This window comes from Aeromicrobium duanguangcaii, assembly GCF_024508295.1.
Classification (GTDB): Bacteria; Actinomycetota; Actinomycetes; order Propionibacteriales; family Nocardioidaceae; genus Aeromicrobium; species Aeromicrobium duanguangcaii.
In genome coordinates this window covers 1,997,617-2,016,082 of record NZ_CP101990.1, presented here as the reverse complement: position 1 = coordinate 2,016,082, position 18,466 = coordinate 1,997,617, and the positions used below count along the sequence as shown (strand labels likewise).

Annotated in this window: 24 protein-coding genes; 21 read left to right on the top strand and 3 right to left on the bottom strand. The window is 71.2% G+C overall.

Annotation, left to right across the window (positions count from 1 at the left end):
- The first annotated feature begins 4 nt into the window (after positions 1-4).
- The 17 genes from cmk to NP095_RS09855 all read left to right on the top strand — a co-directional run bounded on the left by cmk (position 5) and on the right by NP095_RS09855 (position 13,203).
- Positions 5-658 carry a (d)CMP kinase gene (cmk, locus tag NP095_RS09935; protein WP_249378472.1) on the top strand — a complete coding sequence of 218 codons (654 nt, stop codon included), beginning with the start codon at positions 5-7 and terminating at the stop codon, positions 656-658.
- A gap of 202 nt (positions 659-860) precedes the next feature.
- The gene (gene rpsP, locus NP095_RS09930; RefSeq protein WP_249378471.1) at positions 861-1,322 is read left to right on the top strand and encodes a 30S ribosomal protein S16; all 462 of its coding nucleotides are present in this window, start codon (positions 861-863) and stop codon (positions 1,320-1,322) included.
- A 14-nt stretch (positions 1,323-1,336) separates the two neighbouring features.
- Positions 1,337-1,576: an RNA-binding protein gene (locus tag NP095_RS09925; RefSeq protein WP_249378494.1), complete on the top strand. Its 240-nt coding sequence runs from the start codon at positions 1,337-1,339 to the stop codon at positions 1,574-1,576.
- A 7-nt stretch (positions 1,577-1,583) separates the two neighbouring features.
- Positions 1,584-2,099: a ribosome maturation factor RimM gene (gene rimM / locus NP095_RS09920; protein WP_256766076.1), complete on the top strand. Its 516-nt coding sequence runs from the start codon at positions 1,584-1,586 to the stop codon at positions 2,097-2,099.
- Entirely contained in the window at positions 2,099-2,806 is a 708-nt protein-coding gene (trmD, locus tag NP095_RS09915; protein WP_256766075.1) for a tRNA (guanosine(37)-N1)-methyltransferase TrmD, read from the top strand. Before rimM ends, trmD begins: the two co-directional genes overlap by 1 nt.
- Positions 2,807-2,862: 56 nt before the next feature.
- Positions 2,863-3,645, top strand: coding sequence for a hypothetical protein (locus NP095_RS09910; RefSeq protein ID WP_256766074.1), 783 nt, complete (start codon positions 2,863-2,865; stop codon positions 3,643-3,645).
- A gap of 159 nt (positions 3,646-3,804) precedes the next feature.
- Positions 3,805-5,034: an ammonium transporter gene (locus NP095_RS09905; protein WP_256766073.1), complete on the top strand. Its 1,230-nt coding sequence runs from the start codon at positions 3,805-3,807 to the stop codon at positions 5,032-5,034.
- 176 nt (positions 5,035-5,210) lie between these two features.
- On the top strand, positions 5,211-5,561 hold the full coding sequence (gene rplS / locus NP095_RS09900; protein ID WP_249378466.1) for a 50S ribosomal protein L19: 351 nt from the start codon (positions 5,211-5,213) through the stop codon (positions 5,559-5,561).
- Positions 5,562-5,635: 74 nt separating this feature from the next.
- Positions 5,636-6,298 (top strand): signal peptidase I, encoded by a 663-nt coding sequence (gene lepB, locus NP095_RS09895; RefSeq protein ID WP_256766072.1) that lies wholly within the window; start codon positions 5,636-5,638, stop codon positions 6,296-6,298.
- 50 nt (positions 6,299-6,348) lie between these two features.
- Positions 6,349-7,002 (top strand): signal peptidase I, encoded by a 654-nt coding sequence (lepB, locus tag NP095_RS09890; protein ID WP_256766071.1) that lies wholly within the window; start codon positions 6,349-6,351, stop codon positions 7,000-7,002.
- Positions 6,999-7,718, top strand: coding sequence for a ribonuclease HII (locus NP095_RS09885; RefSeq protein WP_256766070.1), 720 nt, complete (start codon positions 6,999-7,001; stop codon positions 7,716-7,718). The genes lepB (NP095_RS09890) and NP095_RS09885 overlap by 4 nt, the downstream gene beginning before the upstream one ends.
- Positions 7,715-8,023, top strand: a complete 309-nt coding sequence (locus NP095_RS09880) for a DUF2469 domain-containing protein (protein WP_249378462.1) — start codon at positions 7,715-7,717, stop codon at positions 8,021-8,023. The genes NP095_RS09885 and NP095_RS09880 overlap by 4 nt, the downstream gene beginning before the upstream one ends.
- A gap of 5 nt (positions 8,024-8,028) precedes the next feature.
- A complete protein-coding gene (locus NP095_RS09875) occupies positions 8,029-9,381 on the top strand; it encodes an MFS transporter (protein ID WP_256766069.1) in 1,353 nt (450 codons plus the stop codon).
- 93 nt (positions 9,382-9,474) lie between these two features.
- On the top strand, positions 9,475-9,837 hold the full coding sequence (locus tag NP095_RS09870) for a YraN family protein (protein WP_249378460.1): 363 nt from the start codon (positions 9,475-9,477) through the stop codon (positions 9,835-9,837).
- Entirely contained in the window at positions 9,837-11,414 is a 1,578-nt protein-coding gene (locus tag NP095_RS09865; protein WP_256766068.1) for a YifB family Mg chelatase-like AAA ATPase, read from the top strand. Before NP095_RS09870 ends, NP095_RS09865 begins: the two co-directional genes overlap by 1 nt.
- On the top strand, positions 11,411-12,529 hold the full coding sequence (dprA, locus tag NP095_RS09860; protein ID WP_256766067.1) for a DNA-processing protein DprA: 1,119 nt from the start codon (positions 11,411-11,413) through the stop codon (positions 12,527-12,529). The genes NP095_RS09865 and dprA overlap by 4 nt, the downstream gene beginning before the upstream one ends.
- Positions 12,530-12,534: 5 nt before the next feature.
- Entirely contained in the window at positions 12,535-13,203 is a 669-nt protein-coding gene (locus NP095_RS09855) for a class I SAM-dependent methyltransferase (RefSeq protein ID WP_249378457.1), read from the top strand.
- Positions 13,204-13,220: 17 nt separating this feature from the next.
- Here the strand turns inward: NP095_RS09855 and NP095_RS09850 are convergent, their stop codons facing one another.
- From NP095_RS09850 to NP095_RS09840, 3 genes are read right to left on the bottom strand one after another with little or no spacing between them, the layout of a single operon-like run.
- Positions 13,221-13,727, bottom strand: a complete 507-nt coding sequence (locus tag NP095_RS09850; RefSeq protein WP_256766066.1) for a MogA/MoaB family molybdenum cofactor biosynthesis protein — start codon at positions 13,725-13,727, stop codon at positions 13,221-13,223.
- On the bottom strand, positions 13,720-14,208 hold the full coding sequence (gene moaC, locus NP095_RS09845; protein WP_249378455.1) for a cyclic pyranopterin monophosphate synthase MoaC: 489 nt from the start codon (positions 14,206-14,208) through the stop codon (positions 13,720-13,722). The genes NP095_RS09850 and moaC overlap by 8 nt, the downstream gene beginning before the upstream one ends.
- Positions 14,205-15,428 carry a molybdopterin molybdotransferase MoeA gene (locus tag NP095_RS09840; RefSeq protein ID WP_256766065.1) on the bottom strand — a complete coding sequence of 408 codons (1,224 nt, stop codon included), beginning with the start codon at positions 15,426-15,428 and terminating at the stop codon, positions 14,205-14,207. Before NP095_RS09840 ends, moaC begins: the two co-directional genes overlap by 4 nt.
- A gap of 45 nt (positions 15,429-15,473) precedes the next feature.
- On the opposite strand from NP095_RS09840, the gene NP095_RS09835 reads away from it, so the two are divergent.
- The 4 genes from NP095_RS09835 to NP095_RS09820 are packed head-to-tail and all read left to right on the top strand — an operon-like array spanning position 15,474 to position 18,440.
- Positions 15,474-15,878 (top strand): TOBE domain-containing protein, encoded by a 405-nt coding sequence (locus tag NP095_RS09835; protein ID WP_249378453.1) that lies wholly within the window; start codon positions 15,474-15,476, stop codon positions 15,876-15,878.
- Entirely contained in the window at positions 15,875-16,630 is a 756-nt protein-coding gene (modA, locus tag NP095_RS09830; RefSeq protein ID WP_256766064.1) for a molybdate ABC transporter substrate-binding protein, read from the top strand. The genes NP095_RS09835 and modA overlap by 4 nt, the downstream gene beginning before the upstream one ends.
- Positions 16,627-17,409, top strand: a complete 783-nt coding sequence (locus tag NP095_RS09825) for an ABC transporter permease (RefSeq protein ID WP_256766063.1) — start codon at positions 16,627-16,629, stop codon at positions 17,407-17,409. Before modA ends, NP095_RS09825 begins: the two co-directional genes overlap by 4 nt.
- Positions 17,403-18,440, top strand: coding sequence for an ABC transporter ATP-binding protein (locus NP095_RS09820; protein WP_256766062.1), 1,038 nt, complete (start codon positions 17,403-17,405; stop codon positions 18,438-18,440). The genes NP095_RS09825 and NP095_RS09820 overlap by 7 nt, the downstream gene beginning before the upstream one ends.
- Positions 18,441-18,466: the final 26 nt, after the last annotated feature.

Below are 18,466 nucleotides of genomic sequence, written 5' to 3'. Positions count from 1 at the left end.
ATCCATGACCGACGTCATCGCCATCGACGGCCCCTCCGGGTCCGGCAAGTCCAGCACCTCACGCGGGGTCGCCTCGCGGCTGGGTTACGGCTACCTGGACACGGGCGCGATGTACCGCGCCATGACGTGGGCGCTGCTCAAGCGCGGGGTGGACGTCCATGACGCCGGCGCCGTCGCCGCGGCGGCCCGCGAGGTCGTCCTGACCTCGGGCACCGACCCCGCCGGCCCGACGATCGCGGCTGACGGCGTGGATGTCTCCGGTCCGATCCGCGGGGACGAGGTCACCTCGGCGGTGAGCCCCGTCGCCACGGTTCCCGAGGTGCGCGAGCTGCTCGTGTCGCTGCAGCGCGAGACGATCGCCCGGGCGACCGGGGGCATCGTCGTCGAGGGCCGCGACATCGGCACCGTCGTCGCGCCGGACGCCCGCGTGAAGATCTATCTCGTCGCCGACCCCGTGGCGCGCGCGCAGCGCCGTGCCGCGGAGCTGGGCATCGAGGACGCCGAGGCGATGCGCGAGGCGCTGGCGCGTCGTGACGCGATCGACTCCAACCGCGCCACCTCGCCCCTGGCGCAGGCCGACGACGCCATCGTCGTGGACGGCACGGACCTCACTCTGGACCAGGTCATCGACCGCATCGTCGCCCTCGCGCAGCAGTGAGAACGGGCGCGCCGGTGGCGCCGGCCGCCCGCGCGTGAGCCGGATTGGATCACGGCTGCCGTGTCTGGCAGAATGAGTGATTGCGTCCGGAATCGGTGTGGCCCTCTCACCCGCCGACCCCGGCCCTCGATGAAGACCGGGCATGCCCCACATGCCGGGTCGCCGTCACCACAGCTCAACACACCAAGGAGACACCACACTCGTGGCAGTCAAGATTCGCCTCAAGCGGATGGGCAAGATCCGCACGCCGTTCTACCGCATCGTCGTCGCCGACAGCCGCACCAAGCGTGACGGTCGCGTCATCGAGGAGATCGGCACGTACAACCCCAAGACCGATCCGTCGACCATCAACGTCGACTCCGAGCGCGCCCAGTACTGGCTCGGCGTCGGCGCCCAGCCCACCGAGGCTGTCGCGGCGATCCTCAAGCTCACCGGTGACATCGGTGGCGAGTCGACCCTCAAGCAGCCCGAGCCCAAGGCCGACAAGGCCGAGCTCTTCAACGCTGCTCTGAAGGATCTGCACGCCGAGCCGAAGAAGTCGGCCACCACCAAGGCGAAGAAGTCCGAGGCCAAGGCCGACGACGCTCCCGCCGAGGAGGCCAAGGCCGAGGAGACCCCGGCTGAGGAGACTCCCGCCGCGGACACGAAGGCCGACGAGGCCTGATCGTGGCCGCACCCATGCAGGAGGTCGTCGAGCACCTCGTCGCCGGCATCGTCGAGAACCCCGACGAGGTCAGCGTCCGCGCCAAGCAGACGCGTCGCGGCGAGCTGTTCGAGGTTCGGGTCAACCCGAACGACCTCGGCAAGGTCATCGGTCGCCAGGGGCGTACGGCCACGGCGATCCGCACCGTCGCATCGGCCATCGCCGGTGCCGACGGAGCGCGGATCGACTTCGTGGACGTCGACCGGCGCAGCTGAACCCGAGATGAGAGTCGTCGTCGGCCGGATCGGCCGTGCCCACGGGATCCGTGGCGACGTCACCGTCGATCCCAGGACCGACGAGCCCGAACGGCGCTTCGCGCCGGGCTCGTCGGTCCTGTGTCGTGGTGGCGAGCTGACCATCACCGCCAGCCGCGAGCACTCCGGCCGGTTGCTGGTCACGTTCGCCGAGGTCCCGGACCGCACCGCGGCCGAGGGCCTGCACGGGGCGATCCTCGAGGTCGAGGTCGACCCCGACGAGATCCCCGAGGACGAGGACGCCTATTACGACCGCCAGCTCCTGGGGCTGTCGGTCGTCGTCGCGGGCGAGACGATCGGCACGGTCGTCGAGGTGCTCCACCTGCCGGCGCACGACACCCTGGTGCTCGATCTCGACGGACGCACGGTCCAGGTGCCGTTCGTCGAGGCGCTCGTGCCCGAGGTCGATCTCGAGGCCGGCACCGTGACGGTCGAGGACCGTCCCGGGCTGTTGAACCCCGAGGAAGCGGACGAGGTCCGCTAGTGCGCATCGACGCGCTCTCGATCTTCCCGGACTACTTCTCGCCGCTGGACCTGTCCCTGCCGGGCAAGGCGCGGCGCAGCGGACTGGTCGACTTCCACGCGCACGACCTGCGCGACTGGACCCACGACCGTCACCGCACGGTCGACGACACCCCGTACGGCGGGGGCGCGGGCATGGTGATGAAGCCCGAGCCCTGGGGCGAGGCCCTCGACGCCGTCTGCACCGACGATGCCGTCGTCATCGTCCCCACGCCGTCGGGCGCCCCCTTCACCCACGCCGACGCCGTGGAGCTCTCCGGCGCCGAGCACCTGGTCTTCGCGTGTGGACGGTACGAGGGCATCGACCAGCGCGTCATCGACCACGCCGCCTCGCGGTGGCAGGTCCGCGAGATCTCCCTGGGCGACTTCGTCGTCAACGGGGGAGAGGTCGCCGCGCTGGCCATCATCGAAGCGGTGGTGCGCCTCCTGCCAGGCTTCATGGGCAACCCGGAGTCGCTCGCCGAGGAGTCGCATGCCGACGGCCTGCTCGAGTACCCGGTGTACACCAAGCCCGCCCACTGGCGCGGCCGGGACGTGCCGGAGATCCTCCTCTCGGGAGATCACGGCCGCATCGCCACGTGGCGCCGCGAGCAGTCGCAACTGCGGACGCAGCAACGTCGCCCGGATTTAACACGCGACGGCCTCGCCGAGGGACACGAGAGCCTCTAGGGTCTGTCCCCATGGGGATGCTCGCGGGGGAGAGAAGCACGAGGCGACGAGCCGGGTTGGCCTTCGGGGTGGCGCTCGGCGGGCTGGTCGCGGGCGCCCTGGTGCCGTTCCAAGCAGGTGAGGCCGCCACGCCGATCTCACAGGTCGCCTCCCTGGTCGACCAGCGGCCCGTCTCGGGGACGTACAAGGTCACCTACGTCGACTACGGCAGCAACGACTCGGCCGACCTGACCAACAACGAGTGCCCTGCGCGGCGCCATTGCCCGAAGTTCTTCTACACGCTGTCCCAGGGACGGTTGAGTGTGAAGCTCAACGCCTATCGCATCAGCGAGCGAATGAAGAAATACGATTTCTATCTGCTCGACGTTGACAGTTCGGTCGACAAGAAGAAGGGCACCGGTGGTCACGGGACGGCGTCATTCAAGGTGGCCGCGAGCCAGCGAGGACTGATCGACGTCGACGACACCCGCTCGGTCTCGAAGAAGGCCACGAAGTGCACGTCTTTCCCGGTGTCGGTGGGTGCCGGGTTCTATGGCGCCAGCGCCGCCATCGGCGTGGGCTCCATTCGCTACTGTGCCAAGTCCGCGTCGTTCACGATGAAGCAGTCCGGTACGGCTGCCGCGGTCTACACGGCGACGAGCCTTCCCAAGATCAATGCCCTCACGACCGGGCGCATCGTGAAGGTGAAAGCAGGGACCAAGCCGAACTTCGCCGTCAGGGTCACCTACCCGGCGGACACGTGCCTCAAGCGCCGCACGAAGGCGCCGGCCAAGGGCCAGTGCAGCAAGTTCAAGAACGGCTCCAGATCGATGGTGTACCGGATCGGAACCTCCGGTTAGGGACCTTCGTTCCACTGAGTTAACACCGTCCCCGCTCGCGTAACACGCTCGTAACGGCTGAGGTGCCGTCGCGTAATCGCGGTTGAGCAGTATCGGTGACGCGCCACGGCAAGGGAGCCCCGGCGCTTCCCACGAGTTACCTACTGCGAAGAGGTTGATATGGAACCCGGGACGATTTGGCTGCTGATCTGTTCAGCCCTTGTTCTCTTCATGACGCCGGGCCTGGCGTTCTTCTACGGCGGCCTCGTCAAGGCGCGCAGCGTCATCTCGATGATGATGCTCAGCTTCGGCGCGATGGGCCTGGTCTTCGTCCTGTGGATCCTCTACGGATTCAACATGACGGTCGCCGCCAACGGTGGCTGGATCGACGGCTGGCTCGGCAACCCGTTCTCCGACTTCGCCCTGTCGGACCTGTCCAGCGGCGAGAACGCCGTTGGCCTGAAGGACGTCGCCTTCGGCTCGACCTTCGCCGTCATCACGACCGCGCTGATCTCCGGTGCCGTCGCCGACCGCGCCCGCTTCTTCCCCTGGATGCTCTTCGCCGGCCTGTGGGCGACGATCGTCTACTTCCCGTCGCAGGGCTGGGTGTGGGCGCTCGACGGTGACGAGGCAATCGGCTGGATCGGCAGCATGACGATCGGCGACGCCGTCCCGATCGACTGGGCCGGTGGCACGGTGGTCCACATCAGCGCCGGTGCTGCCGCGCTGGCTCTGGCCCTCGTGCTCGGCAAGCGCACTGTCGGCTTCAGCAAGGCGGACGCCGAGCCGCACAACGTCCCGCTGGTCCTCATCGGCGCTGCGGTCCTGTGGTTCGGCTGGTTCGGCTTCAACACCGGTGCCGCCGGTGGCGACGGCGCCGTGGCGTCCCTGATCTTCCTCAACACGATCGCCGCTCCCGCCGCGGGCATCCTGGGCTACATCGTCGTCGAGCACTTCAAGGACGGGAAGCCGACCGCCGTCGGCGCCGCTTCGGGCCTGGTGGCCGGCCTGGTCGCCATCACCCCGGCCTGCGCCAACCTGACGCCGTTCTGGGCGATCGTCCTGGGTCTGTTCGCCGGTGCGGTCTGCTGCTTCGCGATCGACCTCAAGTACAAGCTCGGCTACGACGACTCGCTCGACGTGGTCGGCCTGCACCTGGTCGCCGGCTTCATCGGCTGCCTGTACCTGGGTCTGTTCGCCACGGACACCGGCCTGTTCACCGGTGGCGACTTCGATCAGATGATCGCTCAGATCATCCCGGCCGTCTTCGTCGCGGTGTTCTCCTTCGCGGTGGCCTTCGGCCTCGGCAAGGCGATCGACGCCACGATCGGCTTCCGGGTCACCGAGGACGAGGAGGTCGCCGGTCTGGACAACGTCCTGCACGGCGGCGCCGCGTACAAGTTCGACTGATCAGACACCCTCACGGCGCCCCGTCCCCGATTTCCTCGGGGGCGGGGCGCTGTGGCATCATTGACTGCTGGTGCCGGTCGACTCTGCCACGAGGGAGTCTCCTCAGCGCACCACCCGCATTCTTCGAGCAACACCGACATCCGCCAGGTGACTTGTGGCACCGGCGAGGAGAGAACATGACGAACGCCATCGACCAGATCGCAGCCCAGAGCAAGCGCGACGACATCCCCGAGTTCCGTGCGGGCGACACCCTCAAGGTGCACGTCAACATCGTCGAGGGCAACCGCTCGCGTGTGCAGATGTTCCAGGGCGTCTGCATCAAGGTGCAGGGCTCGGGCATCGGCCGCACCTTCACCGTCCGCAAGGTCAGCTTCGGCGTCGGCGTCGAGCGTACGTTCCCGCTCCACTCGCCCGTGATCGAGAAGATCGAGATCTTCAGCCGCGGTGACGTGCGTCGCGCCAAGCTGTACTACCTGCGCAACCTGCGCGGCAAGGCCGCCAAGATCAAGGAGAAGCGCGAGATCTGATCTCCCGTCTCCGCGACGACCCCGCTCCCTTCCGGGAGCGGGGTCGTTCTTCTTCCCGGGGCTAGGATCTCGGCGTGACCGACGAGACCTCCCGCGCGCGGCGCATCCCGCTGTGGCTCGAGGTGCCGTTCTTCATCGTCGCCACCCTGGTCCTCGCGCTGCTCGTCAAGGCCTTCTTCTTCCAGGCCTTCGTCATCCCGTCGAGCTCGATGGTCCCGACGCTGGCCGAGCAGGACAAGATCCTCGTGCAGAAGTGGTCGTACTGGTCGGGGGAGCCGCAACGCGGTGACGTCGTCGTGTTCGCGGACCCGGGGGAGTGGCTGACCGACCTCAGCCCGCCGTCGCCGTGGCAGCGCGGGCTGCAGGCGGTCGGCCTGTCGCCGGCCGGCGGACACCTGGTCAAGCGGGTGATCGGCGTCGCGGGTGACGAGGTGCGGTGCTGCGACGCGGACGGTCGCACGCTGGTCAACGGTGAGCCGATCGACGAGCCGTACCTGGCCGATGCGCGCGCGAACGCCGAGGTCACGTTCCAGGTCACCGTCCCGCGCGGTCGGCTGTGGGTCCAGGGGGACAACCGGGGGAACTCCAAGGACTCCCGGCTGCACGTCGCCGACCCCGGTGAGGGCTTCGTGCCCACGGATCTGGTGGTCGGCCGGCTCTGGTGGCGGGTCGGGCCGTTGGACCGATTCGGGGGCGTCGGCGGCACGGAGGCGTTCGAGCGCGTGCCGCGTCCGTGACGCGGCCCCCGTTGCGCTGTTCGCTCCCGGTCAGCCGGTAGGCTCATCTGGTGCCCGAGGAGAAACGTCAACTGCCGTTGTGGCAGGAATCCCTCCTCCTGGTCGCAACGGCCCTGGTCCTGGCGCTGATCGTCAAGACGTTCTTCTTCCAGGCGTTCTACATCCCGTCGGACTCGATGGTCCCGACGATGGTCAAGGACGACAAGCTCCTGGTCGAGAAGTGGTCCTACTGGTCCGGCGGTCCCGAGCGCGGCGACATCGTCGTCTTCCGCGATCCGGGCAACTGGCTCGGCCCCGATGTCGACGCGTCGTCCAACGGCGTGCAGCGCGCCCTCGAGGTCGTCGGCCTCTTCCCGTCCGGCGGACACCTGATCAAGCGCGTCATCGGCGTGGGCGGCGACCGGATCGTCTGCTGCGACGCGCAGGGACGCACGACGGTCAACGGCGAGCCGATCGACGAGCCGTACCTGGCCGACCAGGAGATCAACGCCGACCAGACCTTCGACGTCAAGGTCCCGAAGGGCTACCTGTGGGTCCAGGGCGACAACCGCGGCAACTCCGCGGACTCGCGGGCCCACCTCGGCGAGCCCGGCGGCGGGTTCATTCCCGACGACGACGTGGTCGGCAAGGCATGGTTGAGGGTGTGGCCGCTCAATCGCTTCGGGCTGATCAAGGACTCGAACGCGTTCGACGAGGTTCCGTGAACTCGGCGCCGTCGTTGCGCGTCGAGCGCCGACTGCTGCGCGAGGGTCGCACGGCCCTGGCGTGCAGTGACGAGGTCGGCCGCGGAGCACTCTGCGGCCCCGTCACCATCGGCATGATCGTCGTGACCGAGCAGACGCGCACCGCGCCGCAGGGCGTGCGGGACAGCAAGCTGCTCACCCCGCAGGCCCGCGAGGCGCTGGTGCCGAAGATCCGCCGCTGGGCGCCGGTCCACGCCGTCGGGCACGCCAGCGCGGCCGAGATCGACGAGCACGGCATCATCGCCGCGATGCGGCTGGCCGGCCACCGTGCCCTGGCCCAGCTGAGCGTGCGTCCCGACGCGGTGCTCCTCGACGGCAACCACGACTACCTGCGCGTCCCCGACCAGTCCGCCCTCTTCGGCCCGCCGGACCTGATCGACGACCTGCCGCCGGTCATCACGATGATCAAGGCCGACATGCGGTGCGCGGCCGTCGCGGCGGCCAGCATCCTGGCCAAGACGACGCGGGACGCCATGATGGTCGAGCTGTCGGCCCAGCACCCGCAGTACGGCTGGCACGTGAACAAGGGGTACTCGGCACCCGAGCACATCGCCGCGCTGGCGCAGCACGGACCGACGGTCCACCACCGCCGCTCCTGGTCGTTGCCCGGATGCGAGCCGAGGCCCGAAGCGGTCGTTACGATGACCGACACGACGCGAGAGGCGGTGGCCGGATGAGCGCCGAGGACCTGGAGCGGTACGAGAACGAGATGGAGCTCTCGCTGTACCGCGAGTACCGCGACGTCGTCTCGATCTTCAAGTACGTGGTCGAGACCGATCGCCGGCTCTACCTGTGCAACGCCGTCGACGTGAAGGTGCGCTCGGAGTCCGGTGACGCCTACTTCGAGGTCACGATGGCCGACGCGTGGGTGTGGGACATCTACCGTCCGGCCCGCTTCGCCAAGAACGTCAAGGTGCTGACCTTCAAGGACGTCAACGTCGAGGAGTTGCAGGACTCCGACGTCAAGCTGCCTCCCGCCTGACGGTCATGTCGTCAGCAGCCACCGCGGCCCCCGATGGCGCGCGGACGTTCGCCCACGTCCTGGTCAACACCCTCGTCGCCAACGTCACGACGAGCTTCCTGTGGTTCGCCCTGACGTTCTGGGTCTACCTCGAGACCCGGTCGGTCCTGGCGACCGGCGTCGTCGGGGGCGCCTACATGCTGATGCTGGCGCTCTTCGCGATGCTCTTCGGCACGCTCGTCGACCGTCACCGCAAGCGCGCCGTGCTGGTCGGCTCGAGCCTCGTGACCATGGCGTCCTTCGCCGCTGGCGGCGCGCTCTACGCGGTGGTCGGCCCTGCAGCCATCGTCGACATGTCCGGTCCGTGGTTCTGGCTGTTCGCCGGCATCGTGCTGTTCGGCTCGGTCGTCGAGAGTATGCGCAACATCGCCCTGTCGACCTTGGTGACCCTGCTGGTCCCGCAGGACCGCAGGGACCGGGCCAACGGGCTCGTGGGCACGGTGCAGGGCATCGCCTTCATCGTCACCAGCGTCTTCAGCGGGCTGGCGATCGGCCAGCTGGGCATGGGCTGGACGCTGCTGATCGCCAACGTCCTGACCGTCGCCACCTTGGTCCACCTGCTGTTCGTGCGGATCGCGGAGGACCGTCCCGAGTTCGCGGCGGGCGCGGTGCCGACCGTCGACGTCCGGGGAGCGCTGGCGGCCATCGCCCTCGTGCCGGGCCTCTTCGCGCTCATCGTCCTGACCACCTTCAACAACCTGGTGTCGGGCGTCTTCATGGCACTCATGGACCCGTACGGACTGACCCTCTTCACGGTCGAGCAGTGGGGCCTCGTCTTCGGGGTGGCCTCGACCGGGTTCATCCTCGGTGGCCTGGTGATCGCCCGGTGGGGCCTGGGCGCCAACCCGCTGCGCACGATGCTGTGGGTGCTGGTCGCCATGGGGGTCATCAACGCGACGTTCACCCTGCGGGAGTGGCCGTGGCTGTGCATCGGCGGCATCTGGCTGTTCCTGCTGCTGGTGCCGGCCGTGGAGGCCGCCGAGCAGACGATCATCCAGCGGGTCGTGCCGTTCGGCAGCCAGGGGCGGGTCTTCGGATTCGCGCAGGCCTTCGAGGCGGCCGCTGCTCCGGTGACGTCATTCCTCGTCGCGCCGATCGCGGAGTTCTGGGTCATTCCCCACCTCGACTCCGACGCCGGAGCGCAGCAGTGGGCGTGGCTCGTGGGCCACGGCGACGCGCGGGGGATCGCGCTCATCTTCTGGTTCGCCGGTCTGGTCATGGTGTTCCTGGCGTTGGCGGCCTTCGGAACCCGGGCGTATCGGGTCCTGTCCGAGCGGTATCGCGACGGTGAGGCGGTCGCGGAGTCCTCCGACGCCTGAGGTCCGTCCACAGTCGGTCGAACGTGGGCCGGCGTGTCCACAGGCCACCCTCGGAGCCTTCTCGCGGTCGCGTCGAGCCGGAAGGCTCGCCCCATGACCTACGCGCGCAACCAAGCCCTCGGCGCCTATGGCGAACGCATCGCCGCGGACCACCTCCGGGGTCTCGGCATGGTGATCCTGGCCCGCAACTGGACCTGCCACCACGGCGAGATCGACATCGTCGCCCGCGACGGGGACACGCTCGTGGTGTGCGAGGTCAAGACGCGGACCACCACGACCCACGGCACCGCGCTCGAGGCGGTGTCCGCCCGCAAGCTGACCCAACTGCGCCGCTCGCTCTCGCGCTGGCTGGACCAGCATCAGGTCCACCCCGACGGCGTGCGCATCGACGTCGTCACCGTGTGGGTGCCACGCAGCGGGGGACCGCAGGTCGAGCGCATCGCCGGGGTGGCCTGATGGCGGCCATCGCGTCGATCGCGCTCGACGGCCTCGCGGGGCGTCCGGTCGAGGTCGAGGTGGACATCGCCTCCGGGCTCTCGGCCACGGTCGTGGTGGGGCTGGCCGACACGACGGTCAGCGAGGCCCGGAACCGGGTGCGCTCGGCCGTGGTGAACTCCGGAACGGCGTGGCCCGACACGCGCGTCACGATCAACCTCGCGCCGTCGAACCTGCCCAAGAGCGGCCCTCACTACGACCTCGCCATGGGCCTGGGCGTCTTCGTCGCCAAGTCCGTCGTGCCCGTCGAAGGACTCGCGCGCACCGTGTTCCTCGGCGAGCTGGCGCTCGACGGACGGCTGCGCGCGGTTCGCGGTGTCCTGCCGGCCACGCTCGCCGCGGCCGAGGCGGGGTTCGAGCGCGTCTTCGTCCCCGAGTCCAACCTCGCCGAGGCGCGACTCGTGCCGGGAGTGGAGGTCGTCGGGGTGCGCTCGCTGCGCCAGGTCGTCGCGATGCTGCGCGGCGAGGAGGAGCCGGACGATCCGCCGGTGCCGCCGCTGGACGAGTCGGCCGACGCCGCGTGGAGCCGGGTGATCCCCTCCGGGCGGCTCGACCTGACCGATGTCGTCGGCCAGGACGACGCCTGCCTCGCCACCGTCATCGCCGCCAGCGGCGGTCATCACCTGCTCCTGACCGGCCCGCCCGGGGTCGGCAAGACGATGCTCGCCCAGCGACTGCCCGCCCTGCTGCCCGATCTCGAGCCCGACGACTCCCTCGAGGTCAGCGCTCTGCACTCGCTCGCCGGGGTGCTGCCGTCGGACGTGCCGATGCTCATCCGGCCGCCGTTCTTGGAGCCCCACCACACCGCGAGCGCCGCCGCGGTGGTGGGCGGAGGCAGTCGCGTGGTCCGTCCCGGCGCGATGTCGCTGGCCCACCACGGGGTGCTGTTCCTCGACGAGGCCCCGGAGTTCGCCATCAACGTGCTCGAGGCGTTGCGGCAGCCACTCGAGAGCGGGCAGGTCGTGGTCTCGCGGTCGGCGCAGACGGCCGTTTTCCCCGCGCGCTTTCAGCTGGTGCTGGCCGCCAACCCGTGCCCGTGCGGGCACGCCGGGTCGGTCATGCAGCGTTGTGAGTGCTCGGCGGCCACACGCCGTCGCTACGCCGACCGCCTGTCCGGGCCGATCCGCGACCGGATCGACATCCACCGCACCCTGGTCGAGCCGTCCCGGCGCGAGCTGGTCCACGGACTCGGCGCCCGCCCGGCGATGAGCGACCTGGCGGCGCGGGTCGCCGAGGCTCGCGCCCGCCAGCGCCGTCGCCTGGCGGACACCCCGTGGCGCGTCAACGCCGCCGTCCCCGGCGTGGACCTGCGCAAGGAATGGCCGGCGCACGCCGAGGGGACCCGGCTGCTCGAGCAGCAGGTGCGCGGTCACAAGGTCACACCGCGCTCGGCCGACCGGGTCCTGCGACTCGCGTGGAGCATCGCCGACCTGTGCGGCCACGACCGACCCACGATCGACGACGTGCAGACGGCGTTGGACCTGCGCCGGGGCAGTCCGATCGGCGGGGACATCGTGCGACTCCTGGAGGCGGCATGACCAGGAGCCGGGCCCGGGCCGCGATGATGCTCTCGCTCGTGGCCGAGGCGGGCGATCCTCGGCTGGTGCTGTGGCGCGAGCGCTGCGATCCGCTCGAGCTGTGGCAGTCCGTCGTGCGCGGTGGCGCCGAGATCCCGGACCGATGGCAGGAGGGCGCAGCCGAGGCGCCGCGACAGGCCGACGAAGCCCTGCGGCGCGCCGACGCCGTCGGGGCGCGGTGGGTCGTTCCGGGATCGCCGGGGTGGCCCGTGGCGCTGGACGACCTCGACCAGCTCGAGGGCATCGGCCAGGTCACGGGGGCGCCCCTCGGATTGTGGGTCCGCGGCGGGGGTGACCTCACGGCGATCGCGTCGGCGCCGATCGCGGTCGTGGGCGCACGCGGCTGCACGACCTACGGGGCCGAGTCCGCCAGTGACATCGCCGCCGACTGTGCCGACCAGGGCCATGCCGTCGTCAGCGGGGCCGCCTTCGGGATCGACGCCTGCGCCCATCGCGGCGCCCTGCTCGGAGGTGGTCCCACCGTCGCCGTGATGGCCTGCGGGGTCGACGTCGACTACCCGCGCGCCCACGCTGCGCTGCTGCGGCGCATCGCGGAGGAGGGTCTGGTGATCAGCGAGTTCGCTCCCGGAGCGCAGCCGCAGCGGCATCGGTTCCTCGTGCGCAATCGGATCATCGCCGCCCTGAGCGTCGGAGTGGTGGTCGTCGAGGCCGCCGGGCGCAGCGGATCGCTCAACACGCTGCACTGGGCCGACCAGCTGGGACGGACGACCATGGCGGTCCCTGGACCGATCACGGCACAGGCGTCCTGCGGGACGCATCGGGCCATCCGCGAGGGCAAGGCGCTCCTTGTCACCTCGGGTCGAGACGTCGTGGCCGACACGTTCGGGCTGGTCGACGACGGCCTGCCGCACGTGGGCCCGGCCGCGCGGCGGGTCTGGGTGCGGCTCGAGGCGGAGCCGCGTCCGGCCGAGCAGATCGCCTCGGCGCTGCGGCTCAGTCCGGTCGCGGTGCACCGGGCGCTGCGTGAGCTGCACGGCCACGGCGTGGTGTCCGTCACGGAGGCCGGATGGTCACGCTCCATCGCTCTTCACGCTGCACCCGGCCGGGTAGATTGATACCCGTGAACGAATCGTCGGCGATGGATCAGGCACAGGCCGATGAGGTCTTCACCCACTGGGAGCAGAAGTACGGTTCGCGCGACGGAGTCTGGTCGGGCCACGTGAACGCCGCGCTGTCGCAGGTCGCCTCCGAGCTGACGCCGGGCACGGCCCTGGACCTCGGCGCAGGCGAGGGAGGAGACGCCCTGTGGCTGGCCGAGCGTGGGTGGGACGTCACCGGCATCGACATCTCCCCGACCGCGCTGGCCCGGGCCGAGGTCGCCGCCGAGCGCGCCGGGCTGAGCGAGCGCGTCACGTGGGTGGCCGCGGATCTCGGCACCTGGTCCTGCACGCGCCGGTTCGACCTCGTGACCGCGTCGTTCCTGCAGTCGCCGGTCCGGCTGGACCGGGCCGGGATCCTGCGCACGGCCTCCGACCGCGTGGCCGACGGCGGGCACCTGCTGGTCATCGCCCACGCCGAGGCGCCGCCGTGGGCCCACGACGACGAGCACGCGCACGAGCACGTCCACGACGTGGACTTCCCCTCGCCAGCGGACGACCTGGCGATGCTGGACCTGCCGGCCGACTCCTGGCGCACCGTGATCGCCGAGGTCCGCGACCGGCGCGCGTTCTCTCCGGACGGTGACGAGGTCGTGCTCCGCGACAGCGTCCTGCTGCTGCAGCGGACCTGAGCCACGACGGGTCGCCGTCAGGTGTGCAGAGGGCGATCCGCGGAGCGCCCGTGACCGAGCTGCTCCAGCGCGTGGTCGATGAACGTCTCGAGCACCTCGAGGCCCTCGCGCACGGCGCCGGTCGACCCGGCGAGGTTGACCAGCAAGGTCGATCCGCTGATGCCGGCCGTGCCGCGCGAGAGAGCGGCATGGGGAGTCGTCAGCAGCCCACGCGCCCGGATGGCCTCGGCGATCCCGGGCGCCGGTCGATCGATGAGCGCGGCCGTCGCCTCGGGGGCGTGGTCGTCCGGTGTGAAGCCGGTCCCGCCAGTCGTCAGCACCAGCGCACAGCCCTCGTCGACGAGACGGCGCAGCACGTGCTCGACCTCGGGTCCGTCCGGCACCACGTGCGGTCCGGTGACGTCGAAGCCGTGGGCGCGACCCCAGTCGGCGATCCGCGGTCCCGTCAGGTCCGCCCGGCGCCCGTCCGCGGCCCGCGTCGAGGAGACCACGACTCCGAGCAGGCGACGGGACGACTCAGTCATCGCGTTCCCAGTCGTGCGTGCCGCCGGACTTGGACTCGACCCGCACCGACTCGATCACGGCGGTCGCGTCGACGGCCTTGACCATGTCGAAGAGGGTCAGCGCAGCGATGCTGACGGCAGTGAGGGCCTCCATCTCGACGCCCGTCGGCGCCGTGGTGGCCACGGTCGCCTCGATGTGGACGGCATCGTCCAGCGCCCGGAAGTCGATCGTGATCGCCGAGAGCGGCAGCGGATGACACATCGGCACGAGGAACGGCGTCTGCTTGGCGGCGAGGATCCCCGCGATCCGGGCCGTGGCCAGGGCCTCGCCCTTCGGCAGGTCGCCGGCCATGATCCGGGCGACGACATCGGCGCGCGTGCGCAGCCGTCCCGAGGCCGTCGCCTGGCGCTTCGTCGTGGCCTTGCCGGACACGTCGACCATGTGTGCGCTGCCGTCGGCGCGGTAGTGCGACAGTCCCGAGTCGCCGGTTCCCTCACTCATGCGATCCTCCACCACTGCACGATATCGCCGGCATCGAGCGCGGTGACGTCCTCGGGCACGAGGACGAGCAGATCGGCGCGCGCATAGGAGACGGGCAGATGGGAGCCCGCCGCACCGACGAGACTCACGCTGCCGTCGGAGCGCAGCAGGCCACGGCGGACCTGCAGGCGGCCGGACGGCGAGGTGAGCGGCTCGGCGAGTGGACCGGTCCCGGTCGGGCGCTGGTCGATGCGTCCCGCCGCCCGGGCCAGGGGAGGCCGCAGGAACAGCTCGAACGAGACCAGCACGCTGACCGGATTGCCGGGCAGGCACACGACCGGCACCACCCGGTCGCCGTCGTCCCAGCCGGCCAGTCCCTGGGGCCCACCGGGCTGCACCGCGACATGGTCGAACCAGGCGCCCGGCCGGGGCTCCAGCACCTGGCGCACCACCTCCCGGGTCCCGGCGCTGACGCCACCCGTGGTGACGATGACGTCGGTCCGCGGGGCCAGCCGGTCCAGCAGCGCCTCGAGCTCGGCCGGGTCGTCGGGCACGACGTGTGCGGTCGCCTCCAGTCCGAGCTCGTGGGCGTGGGCCAGCAGGACGCGCGAGTTCGAGTCGGGGACCGCGCCGCTGATCAGCTCCGCCCCAGTGGCGACGATGGCCAGCCGCAGGGCGGGGGCGACCCGGACGGTCTCGACGCCCGCGACGACGAGCGCGCCGACGGCGGCGGGATGCAGGGGAGCGCCCGCCTCCAGGACGGCCTCCCCGGCCCGGACGTCCGTGCCGCGCGCGCGGACGAACGTCCCGGGCGCGACGGGCGCGGTGAACTCGACGACGGCGCCGCCGCCGACCGGACCGAACTCGCGAGCGACGGTCCGCTCGACGGGCACGACGGCGTCCGCCCCCGGGGGCACCGGCGCGCCGGTCATGATCGGCGCCACGGTGCCGAGGGCGAGGGGCGCCGGGGCGGCATCGCCCGCCACGACGTGCGCGACGGTGGGCAGGGCGACGGGCGCGTCTGCGGCTCGCGCGAGGTCGGCCGCATGCACGGCGAACCCGTCCATCTGGCTGTTGTCGAAGCCGGGGACGTCGAGCCGCGAGACGGCAGGGGCGGCGAGTCGGCCGACCAAGCCGGGAGCCACGGGCCTCTCGACGGGCCGGTCCTGCGTCCTGCGGTGCGCCGCCCGGGAGATCGCCGCGGCGACCTCGCCGACGTGCTCGTCGACCGATCTGCTCATCTCGGCTCCTGTCGATGTCGCATCTGAGCCGTTAACATCGCTTTCATGTCTCAGGTGCGGATTTCGGACGCTGCCGACTTTCTCGGTGTCAGCACCGACACCGTACGCCGACTCGTCACGGCCGGTCGTCTGCCCGCCGACAAGGACGCCTCGGGGCGCACGGTCGTCGACGGACGTGCCCTGGCCGAGTACGTCCGCGCCGAGGGCCGGTCCGTCGCCGACCCGACCACCGTCCGCAGATCCGCACGGAACCGGTTCGTGGGCATCGTCACCGACGTCGTCAGCGACCGCGTCATGTCGCAGGTCGAACTGCAGTGCGGTCCCCACCGGGTGGTCTCGCTGGTCAGCACCGAATCGGTCCGTGAGCTGGGGCTCGAGCCCGGCGTGGTGGCCGTCGCGGTGATCAAGGCCACGAATGTGACCCTCGAGACCCCCGGCGACGCGCCGTGAGGCGAGCCCTCGCCGGAACCCTCGCGGGGCTGCTGCTGGCGGGGACCGCGGCGTGCGGAATCGGGGACGGTGGGTCCGACGACCGCAGGCTCGAGGTCTTCGCCGCCGCCTCGTTGACTCCCGCCTTCACCGAGATCGCCCGTGAGTTCGAGGACCGCCACGACGGGGTCGAGGTGCGCCTGTCGTTCGGCGGCTCATCGACCCTGGCCGCCCAGATCGGCGAGGGCGCGCCGGCCGACGTCTTCGCGGCGGCCGACGAGTCCACGATGGCGCGCGTCCAGCAGGACGCCGCAGACCCGTCCCCGGTGGTGTTCGCGACGAACACGCTCGTGCTCGTCGTGCCGGTGGACGACCCGGCCGGGATCGAATCGGTGGACGACCTGTCCCGAGCCGGGGTGAAGGTCGTCCTGTGCGCCCCGCGGGTGCCCTGTGGCGCGGCCTCGCGACGGCTGCTCGCGGCCACGGGGACGCGCGCCCAACCGGTCAGCGAGGAGCAGGCGGTCTCGGACGTCATGGGCAAGGTCACCAGCGGCCAGGCCGACGCGGGCCTGGTCTACCGGACGGACGCGCTGGCGGCGGGGGATCGGGTGAGGAGCATCCAGATCCCCGGCGCCGCACGGGTCGTGAACCGCTATCCGATCACCGCGCTCGGCGGGTCCGACCGGTCTGCGCTGGCCGAGGAGTTCGTCGAGTTCGTGTCGGGTGACGAGGCGCGGACGGTGCTCACCGAGGCAGGATTCGGGACGCCGTGAAGCACCCCGACGTCCCCGTCTGGGTCCTGGTGCCGGCCGTACTCGGCCTCGCCCTGCTCGTGCTGCCCGTCACGGGGCTGGTGGTGCGGGTCGACTGGCAGGACTTCGTGTCGCTCGTGACGACCGAGGAGTCGCGGGCGGCGCTCTGGTTGAGCCTGCGCACCGCGGCGACCAGCACCGTGCTGTGCCTGGTCCTGGGGGTGCCGCTCGCGCTGGTGCTGGCCCGGTCGTCGGCGCGATGGGCGTCCGTCGTGCGGGCGCTCGTGCTGCTGCCGCTGGTGCTGCCGCCGGTCGTCGGCGGCATCGCGCTGCTGGCGACCTTCGGGCGCCGTGGCTGGCTGGGACAGCACCTGGAGGCGTTCGGCATCGAGATCGCGTTCACCACGCTGGCGGTGGTGCTGGCACAGACCTTCGTGTCGCTGCCGTTCCTGGTGGTGACGCTCGAGGGCGCCCTGCGCGCCGTCGACCCCGGTTACGCCGACGTCGCCGCGACCTTGGGAGCCGCGCCGACGCGCGTGGTGGTGCGGGTGTCCCTGCCGCTGGTCGCCCCGGGCCTGATCGCGGGCACCGTGCTGTCGTTCGCTCGCGCCCTGGGCGAGTTCGGAGCGACCGTGACCTTCGCCGGGAGCCTGCAGGGCGTCACTCGCGCCCTGCCCACCGAGATCTACCTGCAGCGCGAGGTCGATCCCGATGCCGCCATCGCGTTGTCGTTCCTGCTGGTGGCGGTGGCACTCGCGGTGATCGCACTGGTGCACCGACCGGGGCGGTCCCCGTGGTGAGGCTCGCGGCCGTCCTGAGCGATCCGGGGCGGGGTGTCGCCATGGAGGTCGAGGTGGCCGACGGCGAGACCCTGGCCGTCCTGGGCCCGAACGGAGCGGGCAAGTCGTCGCTGTTGGCGGCGATCGCCGGCCTGTGGCGGCCTGCCGAGGGTCACGTGACGGTGGGGGAGCGGGTGCTGGTCGCGGACGGCGTGTGGGTGCCCCCGCACCGTCGCTCGGTCGCGCTGCTGGGCCAGGAGGCACGGTTGTTCCCCCATCTGACGGTGCGCGAGAACGTCGCCTTCGGCCCGCGCAGTCAGGGCCGTTCGGATGCCACGAGGCTCGGCGACCAGTGGCTCGAGCAGGTGGGAGGCTCGGCGCTCGCCGAGCGACGCCCGCGGGAGCTCTCCGGCGGGCAGGCCCAGCGGGTGGCGATCGCCCGTGCCCTGGCGGTCGAGCCCGATGTCGTGCTGTTGGACGAGCCGCTGGCGGCGCTCGACGTCGAGGCGGTCCCGGAGCTGCGGCGACTGCTGCGCGTGATCCTGGCGCGGACCACGACCGTGCTGGTCACGCACGATCCGTTGGACGCGCTGTCGCTGGCCGACCGGGCGGTCGTCGTCGAGGCCGGCCGGATCGTCCACGAGGGTCCGGCGCGCGACGTGCTGCTTCACCCGCGCAGCGCGTTCGGCGCAGCGCTGGCCGGCGTGAATCTCGTCGAGGGTGTCGCCACGGGGGTGGACACGGTGCGCGCGAACGACGGCCGCGAGCTGACCGGCATCGCCGCGAGGCCGCTGTCGGCCGGAGCGGGCGCCACCGCGACCTTCGCGCCCACCGCCGTGGCACTGCACCGCGAGCAGCCGGCCGGCAGCCCGCGGAACGTCCTGCGCGGCACCGTCGGTGCGATCGAGTCCCGCGGTGCGACCTGTCGGGTCGAGATCGAGGGATGGATCGCGGACGTCACGACGGCCGCCGCGGCGGAGTTGCGACTCGAGCCCGGCGACGACCTCTGGTTGAGCATCAAGGCCACCGAGGTCCGGCTCGAACCCGTCTGACCAACCTCCCCGGATCCGCCGCGAGG